We start from the raw sequence: 21,221 nt of genomic DNA on the forward strand, positions 1-21,221 counted from the left end.
AAGAAAAGCTTCTATTTATTAGAAGCTTTTTCTATATTTGGTGAAAACCAATAAAAAATAATAATATGTTAACTCTTTTACAAACAGACCCTTATGATGGGGCTGATGCAATGTCTGGTGCAGCTGCTGCAGGACTGGGAATGGGCTCTATGATCTTCGGATTGCTGATCTATTTATTTTATGGATATTGTATGTATAAAATATTTCAGAAGGCAGGAAGAGAAGATGCCTGGGCGGCTTTTATTCCGATCTACAATATCATCGTACTGCTTGATATTGTTAAGAAACCGATTTGGTGGATCATCCTATTCCTGATTCCTTTCGTGAACTTATTTGCTTCATGGGTGGTGAATGACAGATTGGCAAAAGCCTTTGGAAAAGAAACTCCGGTGTATACCATTCTTCTTTTCTTCTTTGGGTTTATTTTTGTGCCGGTTCTTGCTTTCAGTAGTGATAAGTATGATAGCAACAGAATTCCAAATGATCAGTAATTAATAAAGAAATAGCTAAAAGACTTCAGAAATGGAGTCTTTTTTTTGTGTCTTTTTTCAAAATATAAAAACTTAACAAATTATTCTTTTTAAAATATTTGAGTTGAAAATTGTAAAATATCCTTATTTAGAGATATAATTTGCTTAAATAATAACATAAATAGGTGTTAAAAGTGAAGTATTTTCTAATGTGGTATCATTTATATTAAAATAAAAAAATTAACATTTATTAAGATTTTATTATTTTTGCCCAATTTTAATAACCATGATGAAAAATTTAATTCTCGGAGCCTTGTCTGAAGCGTCATTAAATGATGCCAAAACAGTGTTTTCAGTTCTTGAAAATTTACTTTTTTTCTCAACAACTGAAGAAATGATATGAGAATCAATACCAAACTTAATGCAGCGATATGCTGTCTCGCCTTTAATCTGTTTTTTGCACAGCATAAATTTCTTTCTCCTCCCGCTTTTAGTGAAGATGATCTGAAAAAGACCAGTTCACTGATAGAAAAAACAGCACCGGCAGAAATACTTTACAATTCCGTACGGTATAATTTTATGCCGAATGGTTCTGTAGAAAAAGAATATTATTCGAAAATAAAGATTTACGATAAAAAGAATGCGGAAGAGTGGCTGAATATAGAAATTCCACTTTACTTAGAAGATAAGCTGGAAAAATATGATGTGAAAATATATAATCTGGCCAATAACAAAGTTGAGAAGATTTCAATTGATAAAAAAGAACAGCTTAAAGAAAACTTTACGGAAGGTTTAAAAATCTATAAACTTGCTGTCCCTAATGTTCTGGATGGATCAGTCATTGAATACAGTTATAAAATAGCAACCAACAATATCTTTAATCTGAAATATTTTCTGGAATACAGCATTCCTGTGGTGTATCAGGAGTATAACCTGGAATATCCGGATCAGCAACTAACCTATAATTTCAATACTACCGGGTCTATTATTAAGGCTAAATATAATATTTCCAGTACGGAAGACCGTCTGAATAAACTGTATAACGTATTCCGTTTTGGATATGAAAATATGAAACCCGTTCAAAAGGAAAAGTTTGTGAAAGATCTGGACCGTTATCGAGGGAAAATAAAACCGGAACTGAAGAGATACTCCGGTACTGATTTCATTTATCAGGATTATAAAAGCTGGAACGAAATAGCACAGAATCTTGATAAACATGAAGAGTTCGGTAACTTTTTAAAAGGTAATGTAGATCAAATTCTTCCTGAAAAAATTAAAACAGGCTACAACTCAGTAGAAAAAGCAGATAAAATTTTCAATTTTGTAAAAGATAATTACAAATGGAACCGAGAATATGGAATCCTGACTACTCAAAGCCTGAAACAACTTACAAAAACTAAGGCTGGAAACAGCGCGGAAATGAATCTCCTTCTGGTCATGCTTTTGAGAAATGCTGGAATTGAGGCAAATCCTTTATTGATCTCCACGGTAGATAACGGAATCCTGAATATTGTTTCACCCAGTTTGGGGAATATAAACTTTTTGCTAGCTTCCGTTAAAATCAATAATCAGATCTATTTTTATGATGCCACTTCTTTCAATTCAAAAGTAAATCTTCTCCCGGAAAGAGACTGGAATGATTTCGGAATTTTGCTGGAAAAAAATAATGGGACTGAAGTAAACTTTGCCAATACCAATATCAGTAAAAAAGAACAGATCATTAAAGCCAGTCTGGATGTGGAAAATTCAATGGTTAAAGGAACATACCTGCAGAGAGACAACGGGATGTATGCCATAGAGTCGTATGATGAGTTCGATACCAGTAAAGATAAATACAATCAGTCTTTTGCTACTACATACAGTGCAGATATCAAAGATGTGGAATCCAAACGTCTTGAGAACGGTGATTTCGAATCTCAGATGAAGTTTTCAGGAAATAATCTAATGGATATTGTTGGGAGTAAACTGATCATCAATCCTATTTTATTCCTGAATACCAAAAATGAATCCTTTGACCAGGTTGAAGCCAGAAAACATCAGATTGATTTTATCTCAGCATTTGAAAAAGAGAAGAGAATTGAACTGGAGATTCCTGAAAATTATAAGGTGGTAAGCCTTCCTAAGGAGAAGAAAATAGCCACTGATGACAAGGAAATATCGTATTTGTATAAAGTAGAAACTGCCGGAAATAAATTGATGATCACATCAAAAATAAATATTGGAAGCCAAAATTATCCTAAAGAATATTATCCGTTCTTCAAACAGATATGGCAGGTGATTTCAGCAGCTGAAAATCAGGTGATCACCCTGGAAAAAAAATAATGATCAAAAACTGTTTAATAAATTATTTCGTAAAAATATACCTTCAACCATGAAAATATTACTTCTTGGAGCTTTATCAACAGCCTCAATATATTTTGCCCAAACCTATCCGGCATCCGCCATTCCTGAGAATTTAAAGAAAAATGCTGATGTGGTCATCAGAAAAGATTTTACAACGGCTCAGATTAATAAAATTGATGAAATCAGATACCAGTTCAATACCGTAACTACGGTCTTAAATAAAGATGGTGATTCTAAAGCTTTGATTTATATACCTTACACGAAAGGTGACAATGTTTCTGATGTGAAGGTTACCATTTATGATGAAGCAGGAAAAAAGGTGAAAAGTTTTTCCAAATCTGATTTCGGAGACTTTGCCAACAATAGTCAGGGCGTATTTTATTCTGATAACAGGATTTTAGGATTATCATATACTTCTGCCTATTACCCTTATACCGTTGATTTTTCTTATCAGATCACCAATGAGAATACCATTTTCATTCCTGATTTTGTGCCGTTTTCATCACCGAATATATCGCTTGAAGAAGCACAGTTTAAAATAATCAATAAATCGGGGATTGAGCTAAGAACTAAAACCTATCCTTCAAAATATAATTATGGATCTGTTATAGCCAGTGACAATGGAAGTGAAAAAACATACTCTTATAAGAATATTCCTGCCATCGATGATGCTCAGATGCTTCCGCAGCCTGTAAAAATTTTACCGAAAGTGAGTTTTGCTTTAGCTAAATTCAATCTGGAAGGAAAACAAGGAACGCTGAACAACTGGACAGATTTCGGAACGTGGTACTATACCAATCTTGTAGAGCCTGTTTCTGCCTCTACTCCGGCCATTAAGGCTGAAGTAGCAGCATTGAAATTAGAAGGGACTACCGAAGAAAAAGTGAAAAAACTGTACCAGTATATGCAGACAAAAACAAGGTATATATTCGTAGGGCTTGGTATTGGCGGATGGCTTCCTATGCTTCCGGATGAAGTGCATAAAAAAGGATACGGAGATTGTAAAGGGCTTACCAATTATATGAAAACATTGTTGAATGAAGCTGGAATTCCGTCTAACTACTGTGTCATCAATTCCGGTTCATCTCAGGTGTCTTTTGATCCTGAGTTTCCTGCTATGGGTGGAAATCACGCCATTCTGATGGTTCCTACCGATAAAGGAAATATCTGGCTGGAAAACACATCTCAGCAGATTGCATTTAACCATTTGAGCTACAGTACCGCAGACAGAAATGTTCTTGCCGTAACCAAAAAAGGGATCGAGCTTATCAGTACGCCAACATACACAGCAGAACAAAACACAGAGAAGCAGAATTTAAAAATTACGCTTAGCGAGGACAGTACCATAAAAGGAGAAGGCCAGTTTTCTTACACGGGAAGCCAGTATGACAGTAATCTGTCTTACACTTATCTTTCGCCAAAAGAAAGAATTGAATCCATGAAAAGCAGATTTGATGTTCTGAATTTTGAGAAAGTGGAAATGAAAGACTTCGTGAATGATAAAGATAATGCGCTTGTGAAATTCAATTTAGATTTTAAAGCCAATAACTATTCTAAAACGACAGGAGCGAATATGATTTTCAGGGCCGTACCTATTTTCTCCAATTATCATTATAAAACAGATGAAAACAGAGAACTTCCTTTTGAAATAGGACAGTCTTTTGAAGATGAATATGAAATAGATTTTATACTTCCGAAGAATTATAAAATAGACGAAGTTCCACAGAACGTGACCATCAATTCTGAATTTGGAACCTACAAGTTGACGCTTGTGAAAAACGGCGAATCATTGAAAGTGAACCGTTTTATTAAGATTAACAAAGGAATTTTTCCAAAAGAGAAGTACAACGATTATGTGAGCTTCCGAAAAAAGGCATTAAATGGAGATAATGCTAAAATTTTATTGACGAAAATTTAAATATAAATATGAAGAAAATATTTTTGACAGCTTTTTGCTTCATCGCTATGACTTTATTCAACGGACAGAAGCATGAATTTCTGGATCCTCCGGCATTCAACAATGCAGACCTGTCCAAAGCAAAATCGCTGCTGGATGAGAATGCTCCCGCTGAAATCTTATACAAATCCGTACATTTCGGGGTAGATCCCTCTACAGGAGATCTGCGCAAAAAAGTTTTTTACCGGGTAAAGATCTATGATAAAGATAAAGCAGAAGACTGGTTAAATCTGGAAATTCCCCTGCATAAAAATTCGGGTGGTGATGAAGAGGTTTTAAACAAAATAAAAGCTTTTGTGTACAACCTTGAAAATGGATCAGCAGTAACCACAAAAGTTGATAAGAGCTCAAAATATAAAAGTAAAGAAAGCAAGTACACGACAATCACCAAGTTTGCTTTTCCCAACGTGAAAAACGGCTCCGTTATAGAATATCAGTATGAAGTTTTATCTCCGTTTTTGTATGCTGTGCCGCAAGTCATTATAGAATCTGATACACCTTCACTGTATACGGAATACATCCTTGATGCTCCTACATATATAGCTTATAATGTAAACTATACAGGTTCATTAGCTCCAAAACACAGAATGGTGGAGGAAAAAACAATGTTCGGAATGCAGTTTAAAACGTACAGGTTCGGGTATGAAAATCTGAAAGGTTTTAAAGCTGAAAAATTTGTTAAGAATGATATAAATTATCGTACAAAAATAAGTGCAGAGCTTCATTCTACCAATTTGGGTCAGCTTAAAATGCATTCTTCTTCCTGGGAAGAAATCAAAGAAAAGCTGTATAAAGATGAAGATTTTGGTGCCGAACTGAAAAGAACTAAACTGGCAAAAGAAAATATGCCTGCAGGTATTTCCAGCCTGCCATCAGATGCTGAAAAGGCAGATGCTATCTTTAATTATGTGAAAAATACCTTTACCTGGAATAAAGACCGGGGTATTTATACAGAAGAAGGAATAAAAAAACTGATAGAAACCAAAACAGGAAATGCTGCGGAAATCAATCTTTTCCTGATCATGCTGCTTCGTGAGGCAGGGCTTACAGCAGAACCTCTTATCATTTCTACGGTAGACAACGGTCTTATCAATTTAACTTCTCCAGGTATCGTGGGGATGAATTTCGTTTTAGCCGCTGTAAAAGCAAAAGAAGGGTTCAATCTTTATGATGCTACTGCCAAGCAGTCTTCAAAGAATAACCTTCCTCCAAGAGACTGGAACCAGTATGGGGTTCTGATTGCTAAAGATAAAGCACTACTTATGCAGATGGCAAATACCACATCCAGTTTCAATTATCTTACCGCCGAAGCAAAAATCAATGAAGACGGAAGTATTTCGGGAACCTATTCTGATAAAGATACGGGTACCTATGCAATGTTTGTAAAAGAAAGCTATGATGAAAATGCTGAAAAATATAAAAAACAGTACAAAGAAAATTATTCAATAGACTTCACAGGAATTGATTCAAAAATTTTGGAAAACGGAGATTTTGAAAGTACAATGAAATTTTCTTCAGACAATCTGATTGATAAAATTGGAAAGAAGATGATCATCAACCCAATGCTTTTCCTGAACAAAAATTCCAATGAATTTGATCAGGCGGATGAAAGAAAATATCCTATTGATTTTATTTCTTCATTTACCAAAGTGAAAAAAATAATTTTGGAAATACCGGAAGGCTATACCATAGAAAGTATGCCTAAAAGTAAAAAGATTGTTACTCAGGATAAAGAAATAGAGTACAGCTACGTTGCCGAGCAGAAAGGAAATAAGCTGGAAATTATTTCTACAACCAAAATTGTAAGTCCTGATTATCCTAAAGAATATTATCCTGCATTTAAGCAGATTTGGGGAACCGCTTCAAAAAGTGAAAACCAGGTCATCAGTCTGATTAAAACATCATAGAAGATTGTTTTATTTTGATTTTTAGATTAAATAAAAAATAATTTTGCAAAACCATTCATTTTTTGAATGGTTTTTGTATTAATATAAAAAAATAAATTATGAAAAACACGATTGCCGTTCTGGCAGTTTCTTCTTTTCTAGCTTTTTCAGCATGTAAAAAGGCAGAAAGTACAACGACACCTTCTGATAAGACTGAAGCATCACAGCCTGAAAAATTGACGGTAGATTCTGTAAAAGTGAGCGATTCTACAAAGATTGCAGACTCATTGAGTGTGAAATTCACTTCAAAATTACTCGTTTTTCCAACGTTGAAAGAAAAAAAACTCTTAGACAGTATTTATTTTCATGAGCAGGGAATTAAAGATTTTTCTCAAAAAGGATTGCAAGCTTATCTGGATAATCAGAAAAATGAGTACTTCAAATCTACCAAAAGCGAAAGTAAGGACTGGCTTTCAGATATTTCTTATGCTCAAAACTGGTATACCAACTCCTATATGGATTTGATCTCTAATGAGAATGATTATATGCATATCGGATATGTATGGAGTTCATACGAAGGAGGTGCCCATGATAATTATGGATTTTCAGAAAGAGTTTTTGATCTTAAAAACAATAGAAAGCTGGAGCTTAAAGATGTGACTTCAATGCCAAAAGCTAAGCTGGAAGCCCTGTTGATGAAAAACCTGAATAAGGTAAAAAGCGGAACAACAGATGCTGAAGGAGAGGTGAAAAACTCAGATATGCTATTGGTAGAAGTTATTCCGGCCACAAATAATTTCTATTTTGACCAGAAGAATCTTTATTTCCATTACAGCCCTTACGAAATCGCCGCTTTTGCAGCCGGAGATATTGTTATTCCTGTTTCCTGGGATGAATTGAAAGGAACTTTGAATGCAGAATTTAAAGAAAGAATGAAAATAAAGTAAATTAATGCTTCCGGATCAGGAAGCATTTTCTATTTTTGCGGTAATGGAAAAAGCAGCTTTTATCATTAATCCCTTTTCGGCCAAAAAAAATTATCAGCCGTTTCTTGATGAACTCAAAAAAAAGGTTGACAATCCTTTGTATTATATCTCTGAATCTATTCCTGGGACAGATGATTTTATTAAGGCTAATTTTGACAACGTCGACATTTTTGTAGCCATAGGAGGCGACGGAACCATCTCCACTGTAGCAAGAAATCTTATTAATACAGAAAAAATCCTGGCTATATTTCCGGCAGGATCAGGGAATGGTTTTTCCAATGAAACTAAATTTAATAAGAATCTGGATGAACTTCTGGAGAAAATTAAAGCGAGAGCATTCAGAAAGATTGATACTTTTACGGTGAATGACAGACTGTCGATCAACGTTTCAGGTACCGGATTTGACGGAAAAGTGGTAAAAGAATTTGAAAAAACCACCCGCGGATTCAAAAATTACATCAAAGTCTCTCTGAAGACATTCTTTAATTATAAACCCATTAAGGTTAAATTTACCGAAGAAGCTTATCAGCAGTACAACGGAAGATACCTAATGCTGAACATAGCCAACACCCGTCAGTTCGGAAACAACGCTTACATTGCTCCCAATGCCAGTAAAAGTGACGGATTGGTTGATATGGTACTGGTGAAAAAATTCCCGCTGACCTATTCAGCACTTTTTGCCTTCAGAATGTTCACGAAAAGACTGAAGGATGACGAATATGTAACCTACCTTCCCGTTTCAGAAATTTCATTTAAAGTAACCACCAAAAACTGGCATCTCGACGGAGAGTTTAATAAAATAGAATCACCAATTCATGTGAAAGTCTTGCCTGCAAGTCTGAATATTTTAGTGTAAGGTAAAGGTATAGGTAAAGGTATAGGTAAAGGTAAAGGTAAAGGTAAAGGTAAAGGTAAAGGTAAAGGTAAAGGTAAAGGGTGGATAGAGATAAAAACAATCAATTTGAAATTCAATAGAGGTGGGCTTTATCCCTCCTTATCAATAAACCTTATTTATTCAGATTTAACCAAAATCTAAAAAAACACAAATTCCACAAATAATCACAAAAAAGATTTAACACCATCATCCGTGAAAATCTACGCCATCTGTGGTTAAAAAAAATAATTAGTTTAAATTCTGTTTATTTTTTAATGTTAAAACCTGCATTCTGTTTAACGAAAAGTTTCTGCTGAGTGTTAACGAACCCTTGCGTATGTCCAAACAATCAAATACCTAAACCTCCAGCTTCTTCTCAATCTCAGCCGGATGATTCAGGCAATACTGTAGCTGCTCCTTATCCAACTGCTTTTCCCAGTTTGCTACGACTACCGTGGCTACAGAATTTCCAACAACGTTCGTTAAAGCCCTGCATTCACTCATAAACTTGTCGATTCCCAGTATCAAAGTCATTCCTGCAATCGGAATCTCTGGAACGACTGCCAATGTTGCCGCGAGCGTCACAAATCCTGCTCCTGTAACACCAGCAGCTCCTTTTGAACTTAACATCGCTACCAAAAGAAGCATCAACTGTTTTTCCAAAGGAAGATCAATATTCAGAGCCTGAGCGATAAAAAGAGAAGCCAGCGTCATATAAATATTGGTTCCATCCAGATTGAAGGAATATCCGGTAGGAACTACCAGCCCAACAATAGCTTTAGAACAACCTGCTTTTTCCAGTTTTTCCATAATTCCAGGAAGTGCCGATTCGGAAGAACTGGTTCCTAAGACCAATAGAAGTTCCTCTTTCAGATAATACATCAGTTTAAAAATACTGAATCCATTGTACCAGGCAACCGCTCCCAAAACCAATACCACAAAAAGGATAGACGTAATATAGAAGGTTCCCACTAAAAAGATCAGGTTCAATACCGAATGAAGACCATATTTTCCGATGGTAAATGCCATTGCCCCAAAAGCCCCGATCGGAGCCAGTTTCATGAGCATATGAACAATTTTGAAAATCGGAGTGGATAGATCCTGTAAAAAATCGGTTACTTTCTGGCTTTTTTCTTTGGTTAAAACCAGAGCAACACCCATCAAGATAGCCACCAGAAGTACCTGAAGTATATTTTCACCAACCAATGGACTGAAAAGTGTTTCAGGAATAATATTCATGATAAAACCTGTGAGGGTAGAGTCGTGAGCCTTTTGCTGATATTGAGAAACATCGCCGGATAGAGTAGCGGGGTCGATATTTAAACCATGTCCCGGCTGCAGAATATTCCCGACAATCAGTCCGATGATTAATGCTAAAGTAGAAAACGTAAAAAAGTAGATCATTGCTTTTACGGCAATACGTCCAACTTTTTTGAGGTCAGTCATGTGAGCGATTCCTAAAGTCAGGGTAATGAAGATCACCGGAGCGATAATCATTTTCACCAATTTGATGAATCCATCGCCGAGAGGTTTCATTTTTTCACCCAATTCAGGATAAAATCTTCCTAAAAGGATACCGGCTACTATGGCGATAATGACTTGAAAATAAAGCTGATGATAGAATTGTTTCGCTTTCAAAGGATTCTTTTTTAGATTTTGAAGCCGGAAAATTAAGAATTTTTATCTTAAAACATGACGAAAGTCAGTTAAATTGATAATTTTGAGAGAAGATGGAAGAATGGAAGAATGGAAGATCGGAGATGGGGGATGGGGGATTCGGAAGTTTTCAATTGTTATTTTAGTCTTATGATTGAATATGGCTACCGCAACAAAAAATGCTTCGACTCCGCTCAGCATGACGTACTTATCAACGTTGTCATGCTGAGCGGAGTCGAAGCATATAGTATAATGATAACAAAATTATTCTACGGCAACCGAATCATCTCCGCGGCCATCTGCCACAGCATGGATGTTTCCATTGTCATCCATCAGAATAAGTTCTGTTTTTCCGATGTATTTTATCTTTTCGATCACGTAATTTTTGCTTTTCAGCGCTGAGATTGTACTTTCCGGGAAATTATTTTCTACCGTGATTTTTTCCGGAAGCCACTGATGATGGAATTTCGGTGCATTCACCGAGATATTGGCATTCAGTTTAAAATCTACCACATTCACAATCGATTGATAGACGGATGTGGGAATGGTAGTTCCTCCGGGAGTTCCCACCACCATATATGGCTTTCCATTTTTAAGTAGGATCGTAGGAGTCATGGAAGAAAGCATTCTTTTGTTAGGCTGAATAGAATTAGCTTCTCCGCCCACAGCTCCAAACATATTCGGAACTCCGGGTTTGATGGAAAAGTCATCCATTTCGTTATTTAAAAAGAATCCCGCCCCCGAAACCACGACTTTGCTTCCATAATATCCGTTAAGCGTAGTGGTCACAGAAGCTGTGTTTCCATCTTTATCGATCACGGAAATATGAGTGGTTTGTGTAGATTCATTTGGTTGGCTGATGATTTTTCCCACTTCAGCGCTCGGAGTCGCTTTGTTGAAACTAAAACTTTTCCATCTGCTTTTTAAATAAGCATCAGAAGTCAGATAAGTGGTTTTATCTTCGATGAAATCAGGATCACCCATGTATTCCGCCCGGTCTGCAAAAGCTCTTCTTTCAGCTTCCGTCATGATTTGTACAGCCTCCGTTGAATTCTGCTGGTACTTTTCCAGGTTTTCGTATCCTGCCATGGTCAGCATTTGGGCAAGTAATACACCGCCGCTCGAAGGCAGAGGCATAGTCACCACACGGCTTCCTTTATAATCAAATTCCAAAGGCTTTCTTTCTGCAGCTTTATAATTTTTAAGATCTTCCAAAGTCATGATCCCGTTTCCTTTTTTCATTTCGGAAACCATAAGTTCAGCTGTTTTTCCTTCGTAGAATCCTTTTGCGCCCTGTTTCTGAATTAATTTAAGCGTGGCAGCCAGTTCTTTCTGTACCAGAATATCACCCGCTTTCCACGGAGTATCTTTTACAAAAGCGATAGCTGAGGTGTTGTGTTTAAGGAATTTTTCTCTGTGGGTGTTCAGCATTTCAGCTTCCATTTCTGTGATGGCAAAACCTTTTTCGGCTAAATCAATAGCAGGCTGGATGATTTTGTCCATCGGAAGTTTACAGTATTTCAAAGTAGCATAAAAACCTGCGATACTTCCCGGTATTCCTACAGCAAGCCTTCCGTATTGAGAAAGATCTGTATTGGCTTTTCCGTTTTTATCAACATACATATCCCTTGAGGCTTTCCTGGGAGCAGTTTCTCTATAATCCAGCGTGAATTTTTCACCATTATTTTTTACCCCCACCAAAAAACCACCGCCACCTATATTTCCAGCCTGAGGATAAACAACGGCAAGGGCATATTGTGTAGCGACAACAGCATCATAAGCATTTCCGCCCATCTTCATCATTTTTGCACCGGCTTCACTCGCTAGGGGATGGGCAGATACCACTGCACCTTTGTTTTTTATTTTTACTTCCTTGACAATGTTGAAATCAGTAAACTGTGCCCAGTATGCATTTCCGGCAAACAGTACTGCTGCAATAAAAAGCTTCTTCATAAGATTTTGTTTAAAGCAAAAGTAGATATTTTTTTAATGAAAGTATTTGTCTTTACAGGTGTTTATCTCTATAAAAGCCATTGAACGATTGAGTTGTTGTTGGTTATGTATTTGACATTAAAAAAATAAATTATAATTGTAAATATTTAGTAAAATCAACTATTAATTCATTGTTTTTTAAAAAGGTCTGGTTTTAATTCAATTTAATATATTTTTTATATAGGTCGAATTGCTACTTTTGAGAAAAAAGCAGACATGAAAAAAAACTACCATAAAATCGCTTTGTTGGGAGCATTATTTTTTATTTCCACAAATATCAATGCCCAGGTCAAAGACACAGTAAAAACAAATCAGGTAGATGAAGTAAAGATCACCGTTGGCTCAAGAAATAAGGCCAGGGTAGCTACCGATACGCCGGTGCCTGTAGATGTTATCAATATTGGTTCCCAGTCGGTTTTAAGCCCCCAGACAGATCTGAATCAGATTTTAAATTATGCGGCCCCTTCCTTTACCTCAAACTCTACAACGGTAGCCGACGGAACGGACCATGTGGATCCTGCCCAATTAAGAGGTCTTGGTCCGGATCAGGTTCTCGTACTTCTGAATGGGAAGAGAAGGCATACTTCTTCATTGGTAAATATCAATGGTTCACCGGGACGTGGTTCTGTAGGGACAGACCTCAATGCCATTCCTGCATTTGCTATTGAGAGGCTGGAAGTGCTTAGGGACGGAGCCTCTGCTCAGTATGGTTCCGATGCCATCGCAGGAGTGATCAATGTCATTATGAAAAAAAACACCAATGCGTTCACCGCTGCCATTACGGCGGGAGCATTCAATTCAAAAGGAGCTAATGATCATCGTGGAGGATGGGACGGTGGAAAATACCAGATTGACTTAAATTATGGAACTAAAATAGGAACAAACGGCTTCATTAATTTCACCGGAAGCTTACTGAGCAGAGACGATACCCGACGGGCAAAATCCGCAACAGGAGATATTTTTAATGCTTATAATGCCATTGAGCAGAGGGCTTTGGAAAATGGAGTGAATATTTCTTCGCTGTACGGAAACATTGCGAGCACCCCAAATCAGCAGCAGATCATCAACCTGATTCATCAGTTTGCGCCTAAAGTAGGATATTTTACAGCACAGCAGCAAGCGGATATTCAGGCGGCCAATACGATTACCCAGCTACAGAATTTATTAAAAGGTGATGTGACTGAAAACGAATTAGCCTACAGGAAACTGACGAGAGACGACTTTAATATGAGAGTAGGACAGTCCAAATTAACATCCGGCCAGCTTTTTGTGAACTCAGAATTTGATCTTTCATCTTCGGTGAAAGGGTATGTTTTTGGAGGCATTTCCTACAGAGACGGTAATGCGGCAGGATTTTACAGAAGACCGAATGTGACCAGAACTTCTACATCATTATATCCAAATGGTTTTTTACCGGAAATAGCGTCTGATGTTATTGATCTTTCTTTCGCCGGCGGATTTAAAGGAAAACTGGGGAAAATAAATTACGATATCAGCAATACTTTCGGGCAGAATACCTTTGACTATACCATCAAAAATACAGCTAATGCATCCATGATATATCCTGGAAAAAGAGAATTTGATGCAGGAGGATTAAGCTTTTCACAAAATACGGTCAACGCAGATTTTGATACGAAAATAGACTGGCTGAAAGGTTTTAATGTCGCTTTTGGTGCAGAAGCAAGGTTTGAAAGATATAAAATAGCGAATGGAGAAGAAGCTTCGTGGGCGCTTTATGACATCAATGGAAGAATCCAGACGCCAGCAACTGTTGCTTCTTTAAAACCTACGGATTTCTTTGGGAGTACAAGGCCGGGTGGATCGCAGGTTTTCCCTGGTTTCAGACCTGAAAATGCTTTAAATAAGGGAAGACGTTCCGTAGCGGCTTATGTGGATACAGAGCTTGATGTTACTGATAAATGGTTGGTAAGTGCAGCTTTGCGGTACGAAAACTATTCAGATTTCGGATCTACATTCAATTATAAAATAGCAACACGGTATAAACTGACGGATCAGATCAACTTAAGAGCGGCCCATTCAACAGGATTCAGAGCTCCTTCCTTACAGCAGATCTATTTCAATGCTACGGCCACCCAATTTGTGGGCGGAACTTCATTTGAGGTAGGAACATTTTCAAATGATTCAGATGCGGCCAGGCTTCTTGGTATTCCACAGCTAAAACAGGAAGAGTCAACAAGTTATTCTACGGGTTTTACCGCAAAAATTCCACAGGTCAATCTTACTTTTACGGTTGACGGATATTATATCAAGATAAAGAACAGGGTAGTACTTACAGATCAGTTTTCAAGACCGGCGGGTACTTACGCTGACGGAAGCCCTGAGAAAAACCTGCAGAATCTTTTTGATAAAGCCAATGCCAATGCCGCTACATTTTTTGCGAATGCGATTGATACCCAGACCAAAGGAGTAGAAGGAGTGATTTCTCACAGAGGTAAATTTTCGGAGAAGTTTTCTTTAAATTCAGATTTAGCGGTAACGGTATCGAAAACCAACAGAGTAGGAGAGATTCATGGTTCAGAGGCTTTGATCAAGGCGGGACAAATCAACCGTTATTATTCAGAATCCAGCAGGATATATCTTGAAGAGGCTATTCCAAGATTTAAAGCATCTCTGAACAATGCTTTGGAAATGAATAGGTTCAACGTGCTTGTAAGGAATGTGTACTTCGGAAAAGTTACAGATCCCAATCCAATGGATGCCAACGGAGACGGTATTATCTCCGGTGCCATTATTAACGGACAGGCTGTGGCAACAGAGCATCCTGTGTGGGGTGGAAAGGTTATTACGGATCTTTCGGTGGGTTATAAATTCAGTGATAGCTTTAGACTGACCATTGGAGCGAATAATCTGTTTGATATTTATCCTGATCAAAATTACGGTCCGGCTACAGTGAAAAACCCGGCTTTGGACAGTTCCGGTAATTTGATTTACGTCGCAGGCTCTGCACCTGTGGATCTTACGAATCAGAACCAGTTCGTTTATTCCAGAAACACATCTCAGTTTGGGATGAACGGGAGATTTCTTTTTGCCAGAATTAATCTGAGCTTTTAGTAATTTCTTTTCAGATATTTTGAAAAAGGTGTGTTTTTACATACCTTTTTTATTTTGGTTGACATGATTTTTTTACTTTTGTACAACTCTAAAAAAATATGTAAAAATGGAATCCTATACGGAAAGAATATTGATTACAGGTGCTTTGGGACAGATCGGCACCGAATTGACGAACAGACTTGTTGAAATCCACGGAGCTGACAATGTAGTAGCATCAGGACTGGACAGATGGCAAAAGGGGATTACCGCTGCCGGACATTACGAAAGAATGGATGTTACCAATACACAGCTGGTAAGACAGGTGATCAAAGATTATGAGATCACTACAGTGTATCATCTCGCGTCGCTTTTATCTGGAACTTCAGAAAAGCAGCCTATTTTCGCCTGGAAATTGAATCTTGAACCTCTTCTTCATTTTTGTGAATTGGCAAAGGAAGGGCTTCTTAAAAAGATCTTCTGGCCTAGTTCAATCGCTGTATTCGGGAAAGGAATTCCAAAACATGATGTAGCACAGGATGTGGTTTTAAATCCTACTACCGTGTACGGGATCTCCAAAATGGCAGGAGAAAAGTGGTGTGAATATTATTTCGACAAGCATGGAGTAGATGTAAGAAGTATCAGATACCCGGGACTTATTTCATGGAAAACACCTGCCGGAGGTGGGACCACAGATTACGCTGTTGAGATTTTTTACGAAGCTATCGAGGAAGGAAAATACACAAGTTTCATTTCGGAAGATACGGGAATGCCGATGCTTTATATGGATGATGCGATCAACGCAACATTGAAATTAATGGAAGCTCCAAAGGAAAGTCTTACCGTTCGTTCGTCTTATAATTTAGGAGGAATGTCATTTACCCCGAAAGAACTTGCCGAAGAAATCAAGAAGGAAATACCGGAATTTACAATCGATTACAAACCTGATTTCAGACAGGCGATTGCAGATTCGTGGCCGGCATCCATCGACGATTCTGTAGCGAAAAAGGACTGGGGACTGACGTATGATTTCGGAATTTCTGAAATGTCGAAGGACATGATCAAGAATCTTAAAGTGAAATTGAATAAAAACTAATTACTTAAAGTTGATGTTTAAATAGTTTTTATTTTAACATTTGATTTATAATTAATTATAAATATTATCTAAAATTTAATTTAAATGATTTTATTGACTTTTAACATCTTAAATATAGAGGCTGAAGCCAAAAACAGCGTACAGATTTCTGATGCGGAAAGACTGAAGATCACAGAAGATAACACCAAAGCTATTCTTCGGATTTTAGATATTCATGACATCAAAGCCAGTTTTTTTGTGGAGATTTCCATTGCAGAAAAACTGCAGAATTTAATAAAAGCAATTTCATCCAAAGGGCATGAAATTGCTTTTTATAATTTCAATTCAAATCTTCATGAAATTGAAGAAGTGAAAAAAAATATTCAGGATCTTCTCGAAAAACAGATCAGAGGAATCCGGCAGAAAGATTGTAAGTTGCCCCAGGAAAATCTGAAATCGCTGGAGTTTAATTACGTCTCCAATATCGATAATGCAGATGTTCTTTTTCCATTCAAGCGACTGAAAAGAGATACCGAGATTAATGAAGAGGATGGGCTCAGCATTGTGCCGGAAAGTATCTCACCATACAGTCAGCTTCCGTATAACGATTTCGTGTTTCAGATCCTGCCGATGAACTATTATCAGAGTATGGTTTTTGAAACCCTGAAGAATGATGATTTTGTTTTAATCTATCTCAACTCCTGGCAGTTCACCGATTTTAAAAAATACCGATTCGATATTCCGTTTTACAGAAGCCTCTTTTCAGGGAAGAAAATGGAAGATAAACTCGATGCCCTTCTAACCTGGGTAAACGAGCATGATATGGCGACTTCTCGGATGAAGGATTATATTTTTTAGGTGGCAGATATTAGGTAGCAGGTGATAGGTTGTAGGGATTAGGGATTAGGGATTTTGCCGAAGGTTGAAACTATGGTCTTTTGATTGGGGTTTTGAGTTGTAAGAGCTAAGAACCAAGAAGTCAGATATTAGGCTAAGGTTGAGGCAAAGGTTTAGACTGAGTTATGCATTCTATTTACAACAAACCAGTAACCCGGAACGTTATTTTAACTAGCAACTAGCAACTAGCAACTGACAACCAGTAACTTGATAACACTCTTTCAAACTCATCTACCCTAAAACCCCCAAACCCTCAGACTCTCAAACGCTCTCACTCCCAAACTCAAAACTAGCTCAGCTCAAACAACGTAATCTCCGGCAATACACCCACTCTTCCCGGGTATCCCAATACGCCGAATCCTCTGTTCACATACAGCATTTTGCCCTCGCTCTCATACAAATCGGCCCATTTTGGGTAACGGTACTGAACGGGAGACCACTTAACGTTTTTCAGATCTAAACCGAACTGCATTCCGTGGGTGTGTCCTGATAGTGTTAAATGGATGTTTCCAGGGTGTTTTTTGACTACGTAATCGAAATGGGTAGGGTCATGGCTCATTAAGATTTTCGGAGCAGATTCCGGTACGCCTTTTAAAGCGTCATCAATCTTTCCGAATTGAGGAAATGGTTTTAATCCCCAGTTTTCAACTCCAAGAATGTAAAGTTTTTCTCCGTTTCTCTCGATTACTCTATGTTCGTTTCTCAGCATATCAAAACCTGCCTGTCTTTCGTAGTCGATAAGTGTGTCGAGGTTTTTCTTTTTGGCATCAAGGGAAGTCCATGTTACGTAATCTCCGTAATCGTGGTTTCCAAGAACTGCAAGCTTGCCGTCTTTGGCTTTTATCTTTGAAAATAGCGGAATGAAAGGTTTAAATTCATCAGAAATATTATTCACCATATCGCCGGTAAAAAGCACGAGATCAGGATTTTGCTCGTTGATCAGGTCAATAGCGTGCTGAAGTTTCGATGGATCTGAAAAACTTCCGCTGTGTACGTCAGAGATCTGAATCACTTTATAACCCTCAAAATTTTTCGAAAGTCCCGGAATTTTTACTTTTATTCTTCTTACGGTATGTCTGTATTTTCCGAACGTAATTCCATCGATAAAAAGGGCAGAAAGAACGCCTCCTAGGCCTAGTCCAACGATGCTCAGGAATTTTCTTCTTTCAGGGAAGAAATTTTCCTGTGGTCGTGTTAATCCGATTAAATAGCCTCCGGTTCTGAAAATATCGTCAATTAATAAAAACAGCACCACAAAGATTTTTGGGAGTATAAAGATCAGGAACAGCGAAATGGTGATCTGAACCCTTACGGAGCTTTTATCTGATCTTTGGAAATGAGTAATTTCATAGGCGAAAATCGCGTAAACGGTCAAAGATACCACCCAATACCCAAGCCTGATCCAGAAATTATCTGTTAATGTTCTTATAGCCTGATAGATATAAACTTCCAGAGCCAGAAAGATAGCGGCGATGATCAAAAAATTTCTCTGCATGATAAATCTAAAAAAAGCACAAAGAATATGTTTCCCTGTGCTTTATATTTTTTTGTTAATTAAATATTTTAAGGAAATCTGTAAACGATAGCATTGATGTTCATTCCGGCACCTACCGAAGTCATCACAATGTTACCTTTATCTTTAAACGTTTGACCCTCCATTTTTCCTTTAATTATTAAATCATACATCGTAGGAATAGTTGCTACAGACGTATTACCAAGGTTCTGAATGGTCATAGGAGAGATCGCATGGTCGTAATCTTTCACATCATAAAGCTTGTGAAGTCTTTCAATCATGGCGTAATCCATTTTTGCATTCGCCTGGTGGATAAGGATTTTGTCAATGTTTTCGATAGAAAGTCCCGCGTCTTCAATCGTTTCCTTGATCGCTGAAGGAACATTTTTAAGGGCGTACTCATAGATTTTTCTTCCCTGCATTCTTACATAAAGGCGTCTTTGATCTACGTTTGCGTTGATAGAAGGACCGTTTTCAAGATAACACAATTCCGGACCGTTGTCACAGATGGTGTTGTGAGCAATGATACCCACATTTTCCTGATCTGTAGCCTGTACAACGACTGCACCGGCACCGTCAGCGAAAATCATTCTGTTTCTGTCATGCGGATCTGTAACGCGGCTTAAGGTTTCTGCACCTACCACAAGAATTGTTTTTGCAGCTTTTGCCTTGATAAGGTTGTCAGCAAGGATCATGGCTTCCACCCATCCCGGACATCCGAAAATCATATCATAAGTAATGCATTTTCTGTTTTTAATGCCCAGCTTATTTTTCACTCTTGCTGCCATATTAGGCATGAAATTCACATATCCGTCTACAGTAACTTCTCCAAAGTTGCTTGCGTAAATAATGTAGTCAAGGTCCTCGCCGTCTATTTTAGCGTCTTCCAGGGCTGCTTTTGCAGCTTCAGAACCGATCTGTGAGTTAGAAAGATCGTCTTCAATAAATCTTCTGTTTTCTATTTCTGTGATTTCTACAAACTTCGCGATGGTTTCTTCTGCAGGTTTTTCAATCTTAACTCCGTCTTCAGTGTAGAACTCAGAATCCATGAAATAATCTCTACCAATAACTCTGTTAGGAATATAGGATCCGGAACCAATAATGATCGTATTCGGCATTCGTTTAAATGATTTTTTAAAGATGCAAAGTTAATAATTAATATTAATAACGGAGAATTAAAAATATTATTAAATTTGCAAAAATTGTACTTTACAATCGTATGAAAAACAACTCGTCCTTAAAAGGCTTACTTATTGCAGCTGTGGTGTTTATCGTTGCCTTTGGGGTCTACTTCTTTTTTTTAGCCAAGAAAAATTATTTTGTAGTAGACAACCCTACTCCCAATACCTATTATTTTAAGATCAATAATGGTTCTGAGGGAATAATTTCAGCGGGACAGTATGTTCACGTGGATATCAAAAAGGGAAAAAATTCCATCAAGGTTTTCGACAAGAATAAGAAAATACTCTATGATTCTGCATTTGAAGTGAATAAGATTCGTGGGCTGATTAACATCGCACATCAGGATTATTATATTAATGATCAATATTATGGGTACAATCTTAAAAAAGATTCATTACTTTTGGCCCTGGACAAAATCACAATAGACGGAAAAGATTATTTCGGAGGAGCGAGACGCTTCAACAAGCTTTATACTGAAGATTTTTATTACAATGTGGATGAGGATTACGATAAAGTGATCAAAAACATTCAGCAGGTGGAATCGAGATCAAAGATCTTCAGAAAGCAGGATTTCCTAAATTATTACAAAGAATATTACAAGTTTTAAGTTTTGACAAAAGATATTACCAAAGTTACTCCCTACAATTCTGAGGCTACAAAAAAAAGCCAGGTAGAGGATATGTTCGACAATATTGCACCGAAGTACGATCTTCTGAATCATGTTTTATCTATGAAAATTGATGTTTTATGGAGAAATACATTGGTGAAAATGATGAAAAAAGACAATCCGCAGGAAGTGCTGGATGTGGCTACAGGAACGGGAGATTTAGCAATCACGATTGAAAAAGGAACCGATGCAAAAGTAATTGGTTTAGATTTATCACAACAAATGCTGAATGTTGGCGTTATTAAAATAAAAAAACTTAAATTAGACGGCAAAATTTCCATGCAAAAAGGAGATGCAGAAAATTTACCTTTCGAGGACAATAGATTCGATGCTGTTTCCGTTGCATTTGGAGTAAGGAATTTTGAAAACCTTACCAAAGGTTTGGCAGAATTAAGAAGAGTAGTTAAAGATAACAAGAGTGTTTATATACTGGAGTTTTCAAAGGTTGAGGGGTTCTTAGGTCCATTTTATATGTTTTATTTCAAAAACGTATTACCTGCCATCGGCAGACTGGTATCCAAAGATAATAGGGCGTATACATACCTTCCGGATTCTGTAAATGCTTTTCCTTTCGGGGAAAAGATGAAGCAAATTCTTTTAGATACAGGATTTAAGAAAGTAGAATATAAAAAGCTAAGTTTAGGTATAGCCACAATTTATAAAGCAACAAAGTAA

At 37.3% G+C, this 21,221-nt stretch carries 15 protein-coding genes; 11 read left to right on the forward strand and 4 right to left on the reverse strand.

Features of this window, described 5'->3' with window-relative positions:
- Positions 1-65 precede the first annotated feature (65 nt).
- The 6 genes from BM143_RS10150 (at position 66) to BM143_RS10175 (ending at position 8,498) form a co-directional block, all read left to right on the forward strand.
- Positions 66-491 carry a DUF5684 domain-containing protein gene (locus BM143_RS10150; protein WP_090024363.1) on the forward strand — a complete coding sequence of 142 codons (426 nt, stop codon included), beginning with the start codon at positions 66-68 and terminating at the stop codon, positions 489-491.
- A 378-nt stretch (positions 492-869) separates the two neighbouring features.
- Complete coding sequence (locus BM143_RS10155) at positions 870-2,792, forward strand: DUF3857 domain-containing protein (RefSeq protein WP_090024364.1); 1,923 nt, start codon at positions 870-872, stop codon at positions 2,790-2,792.
- Positions 2,793-2,841: 49 nt separating this feature from the next.
- On the forward strand, positions 2,842-4,731 hold the full coding sequence (locus BM143_RS10160; RefSeq protein ID WP_090024365.1) for a DUF3857 domain-containing protein: 1,890 nt from the start codon (positions 2,842-2,844) through the stop codon (positions 4,729-4,731).
- 8 nt (positions 4,732-4,739) lie between these two features.
- Positions 4,740-6,677, forward strand: a complete 1,938-nt coding sequence (locus tag BM143_RS10165) for a transglutaminase domain-containing protein (RefSeq protein ID WP_090024366.1) — start codon at positions 4,740-4,742, stop codon at positions 6,675-6,677.
- A 98-nt stretch (positions 6,678-6,775) separates the two neighbouring features.
- Entirely contained in the window at positions 6,776-7,603 is an 828-nt protein-coding gene (locus tag BM143_RS10170) for an RsiV family protein (protein WP_090024367.1), read from the forward strand.
- A 4-nt stretch (positions 7,604-7,607) separates the two neighbouring features.
- Entirely contained in the window at positions 7,608-8,498 is an 891-nt protein-coding gene (locus BM143_RS10175; protein ID WP_394332569.1) for a diacylglycerol/lipid kinase family protein, read from the forward strand.
- Between the two features lie 375 nt (positions 8,499-8,873).
- Here the strand turns inward: BM143_RS10175 and BM143_RS10180 are convergent, their stop codons facing one another.
- Together BM143_RS10180 and ggt are read right to left on the reverse strand one after the other, a co-directional pair.
- On the reverse strand, positions 8,874-10,154 hold the full coding sequence (locus BM143_RS10180; RefSeq protein ID WP_090024368.1) for a dicarboxylate/amino acid:cation symporter: 1,281 nt from the start codon (positions 10,152-10,154) through the stop codon (positions 8,874-8,876).
- Positions 10,155-10,436: 282 nt separating this feature from the next.
- A complete protein-coding gene (ggt, locus tag BM143_RS10185; protein WP_090024369.1) occupies positions 10,437-12,125 on the reverse strand; it encodes a gamma-glutamyltransferase in 1,689 nt (562 codons plus the stop codon).
- Positions 12,126-12,380: 255 nt separating this feature from the next.
- Here ggt and BM143_RS10190 point away from each other — a divergent pair, with 255 nt between their 5' ends.
- The 3 genes from BM143_RS10190 (at position 12,381) to BM143_RS10200 (ending at position 17,145) form a co-directional block, all read left to right on the forward strand.
- On the forward strand, positions 12,381-15,236 hold the full coding sequence (locus BM143_RS10190; protein ID WP_090024370.1) for a TonB-dependent receptor plug domain-containing protein: 2,856 nt from the start codon (positions 12,381-12,383) through the stop codon (positions 15,234-15,236).
- A 106-nt stretch (positions 15,237-15,342) separates the two neighbouring features.
- A complete protein-coding gene (locus BM143_RS10195) occupies positions 15,343-16,308 on the forward strand; it encodes an NAD-dependent epimerase/dehydratase family protein (protein WP_034726333.1) in 966 nt (321 codons plus the stop codon).
- Positions 16,309-16,392: 84 nt separating this feature from the next.
- Positions 16,393-17,145, forward strand: coding sequence for a polysaccharide deacetylase family protein (locus tag BM143_RS10200; protein ID WP_090024371.1), 753 nt, complete (start codon positions 16,393-16,395; stop codon positions 17,143-17,145).
- A gap of 328 nt (positions 17,146-17,473) precedes the next feature.
- On the opposite strand, the gene BM143_RS10205 is transcribed toward BM143_RS10200, so the two are convergent.
- Entirely contained in the window at positions 17,474-18,679 is a 1,206-nt protein-coding gene (locus BM143_RS10205; RefSeq protein WP_090024372.1) for a metallophosphoesterase, read from the reverse strand.
- Between the two features lie 68 nt (positions 18,680-18,747).
- Positions 18,748-19,815: a 3-oxoacyl-ACP synthase III family protein gene (locus BM143_RS10210; protein ID WP_090024373.1), complete on the reverse strand. Its 1,068-nt coding sequence runs from the start codon at positions 19,813-19,815 to the stop codon at positions 18,748-18,750.
- 101 nt (positions 19,816-19,916) lie between these two features.
- Here BM143_RS10210 and BM143_RS10215 point away from each other — a divergent pair, with 101 nt between their 5' ends.
- Both BM143_RS10215 and ubiE read left to right on the forward strand, forming a co-directional pair.
- Complete coding sequence (locus tag BM143_RS10215; RefSeq protein WP_090024374.1) at positions 19,917-20,486, forward strand: hypothetical protein; 570 nt, start codon at positions 19,917-19,919, stop codon at positions 20,484-20,486.
- Positions 20,487-20,489: 3 nt separating this feature from the next.
- Complete coding sequence (gene ubiE, locus BM143_RS10220; RefSeq protein ID WP_090024375.1) at positions 20,490-21,221, forward strand: bifunctional demethylmenaquinone methyltransferase/2-methoxy-6-polyprenyl-1,4-benzoquinol methylase UbiE; 732 nt, start codon at positions 20,490-20,492, stop codon at positions 21,219-21,221.

This window comes from Chryseobacterium oleae (assembly GCF_900115055.1).
Classification (GTDB): domain Bacteria; phylum Bacteroidota; class Bacteroidia; order Flavobacteriales; family Weeksellaceae; genus Chryseobacterium; species Chryseobacterium oleae.

Bases quoted from the DNA above. Each gene is read 5' to 3' on its own strand.
- ggt (WP_090024369.1), bottom strand. From the start codon at position 12,125: ATGAAGAAGCTTTTTATTGCAGCAGTACTGTTTGCCGGAAATGCATAC.
- BM143_RS10205 (WP_090024372.1), bottom strand. From the start codon at position 18,679: ATGCAGAGAAATTTTTTGATCATCGCCGCTATCTTTCTGGCTCTGGAA.
- BM143_RS10170 (WP_090024367.1), top strand. From the start codon at position 6,776: ATGAAAAACACGATTGCCGTTCTGGCAGTTTCTTCTTTTCTAGCTTTT.
- BM143_RS10150 (WP_090024363.1), top strand. From the start codon at position 66: ATGTTAACTCTTTTACAAACAGACCCTTATGATGGGGCTGATGCAATG.
- BM143_RS10175 (WP_394332569.1), top strand. From the start codon at position 7,608: ATGCTTCCGGATCAGGAAGCATTTTCTATTTTTGCGGTAATGGAAAAA.
- BM143_RS10160 (WP_090024365.1), top strand. From the start codon at position 2,842: ATGAAAATATTACTTCTTGGAGCTTTATCAACAGCCTCAATATATTTT.
- BM143_RS10195 (WP_034726333.1), top strand. From the start codon at position 15,343: ATGGAATCCTATACGGAAAGAATATTGATTACAGGTGCTTTGGGACAG.
- BM143_RS10190 (WP_090024370.1), top strand. From the start codon at position 12,381: ATGAAAAAAAACTACCATAAAATCGCTTTGTTGGGAGCATTATTTTTT.
- BM143_RS10200 (WP_090024371.1), top strand. From the start codon at position 16,393: ATGATTTTATTGACTTTTAACATCTTAAATATAGAGGCTGAAGCCAAA.
- BM143_RS10165 (WP_090024366.1), top strand. From the start codon at position 4,740: ATGAAGAAAATATTTTTGACAGCTTTTTGCTTCATCGCTATGACTTTA.
- BM143_RS10215 (WP_090024374.1), top strand. From the start codon at position 19,917: ATGAAAAACAACTCGTCCTTAAAAGGCTTACTTATTGCAGCTGTGGTG.
- BM143_RS10155 (WP_090024364.1), top strand. From the start codon at position 870: ATGAGAATCAATACCAAACTTAATGCAGCGATATGCTGTCTCGCCTTT.
- BM143_RS10210 (WP_090024373.1), bottom strand. From the start codon at position 19,815: ATGCCGAATACGATCATTATTGGTTCCGGATCCTATATTCCTAACAGA.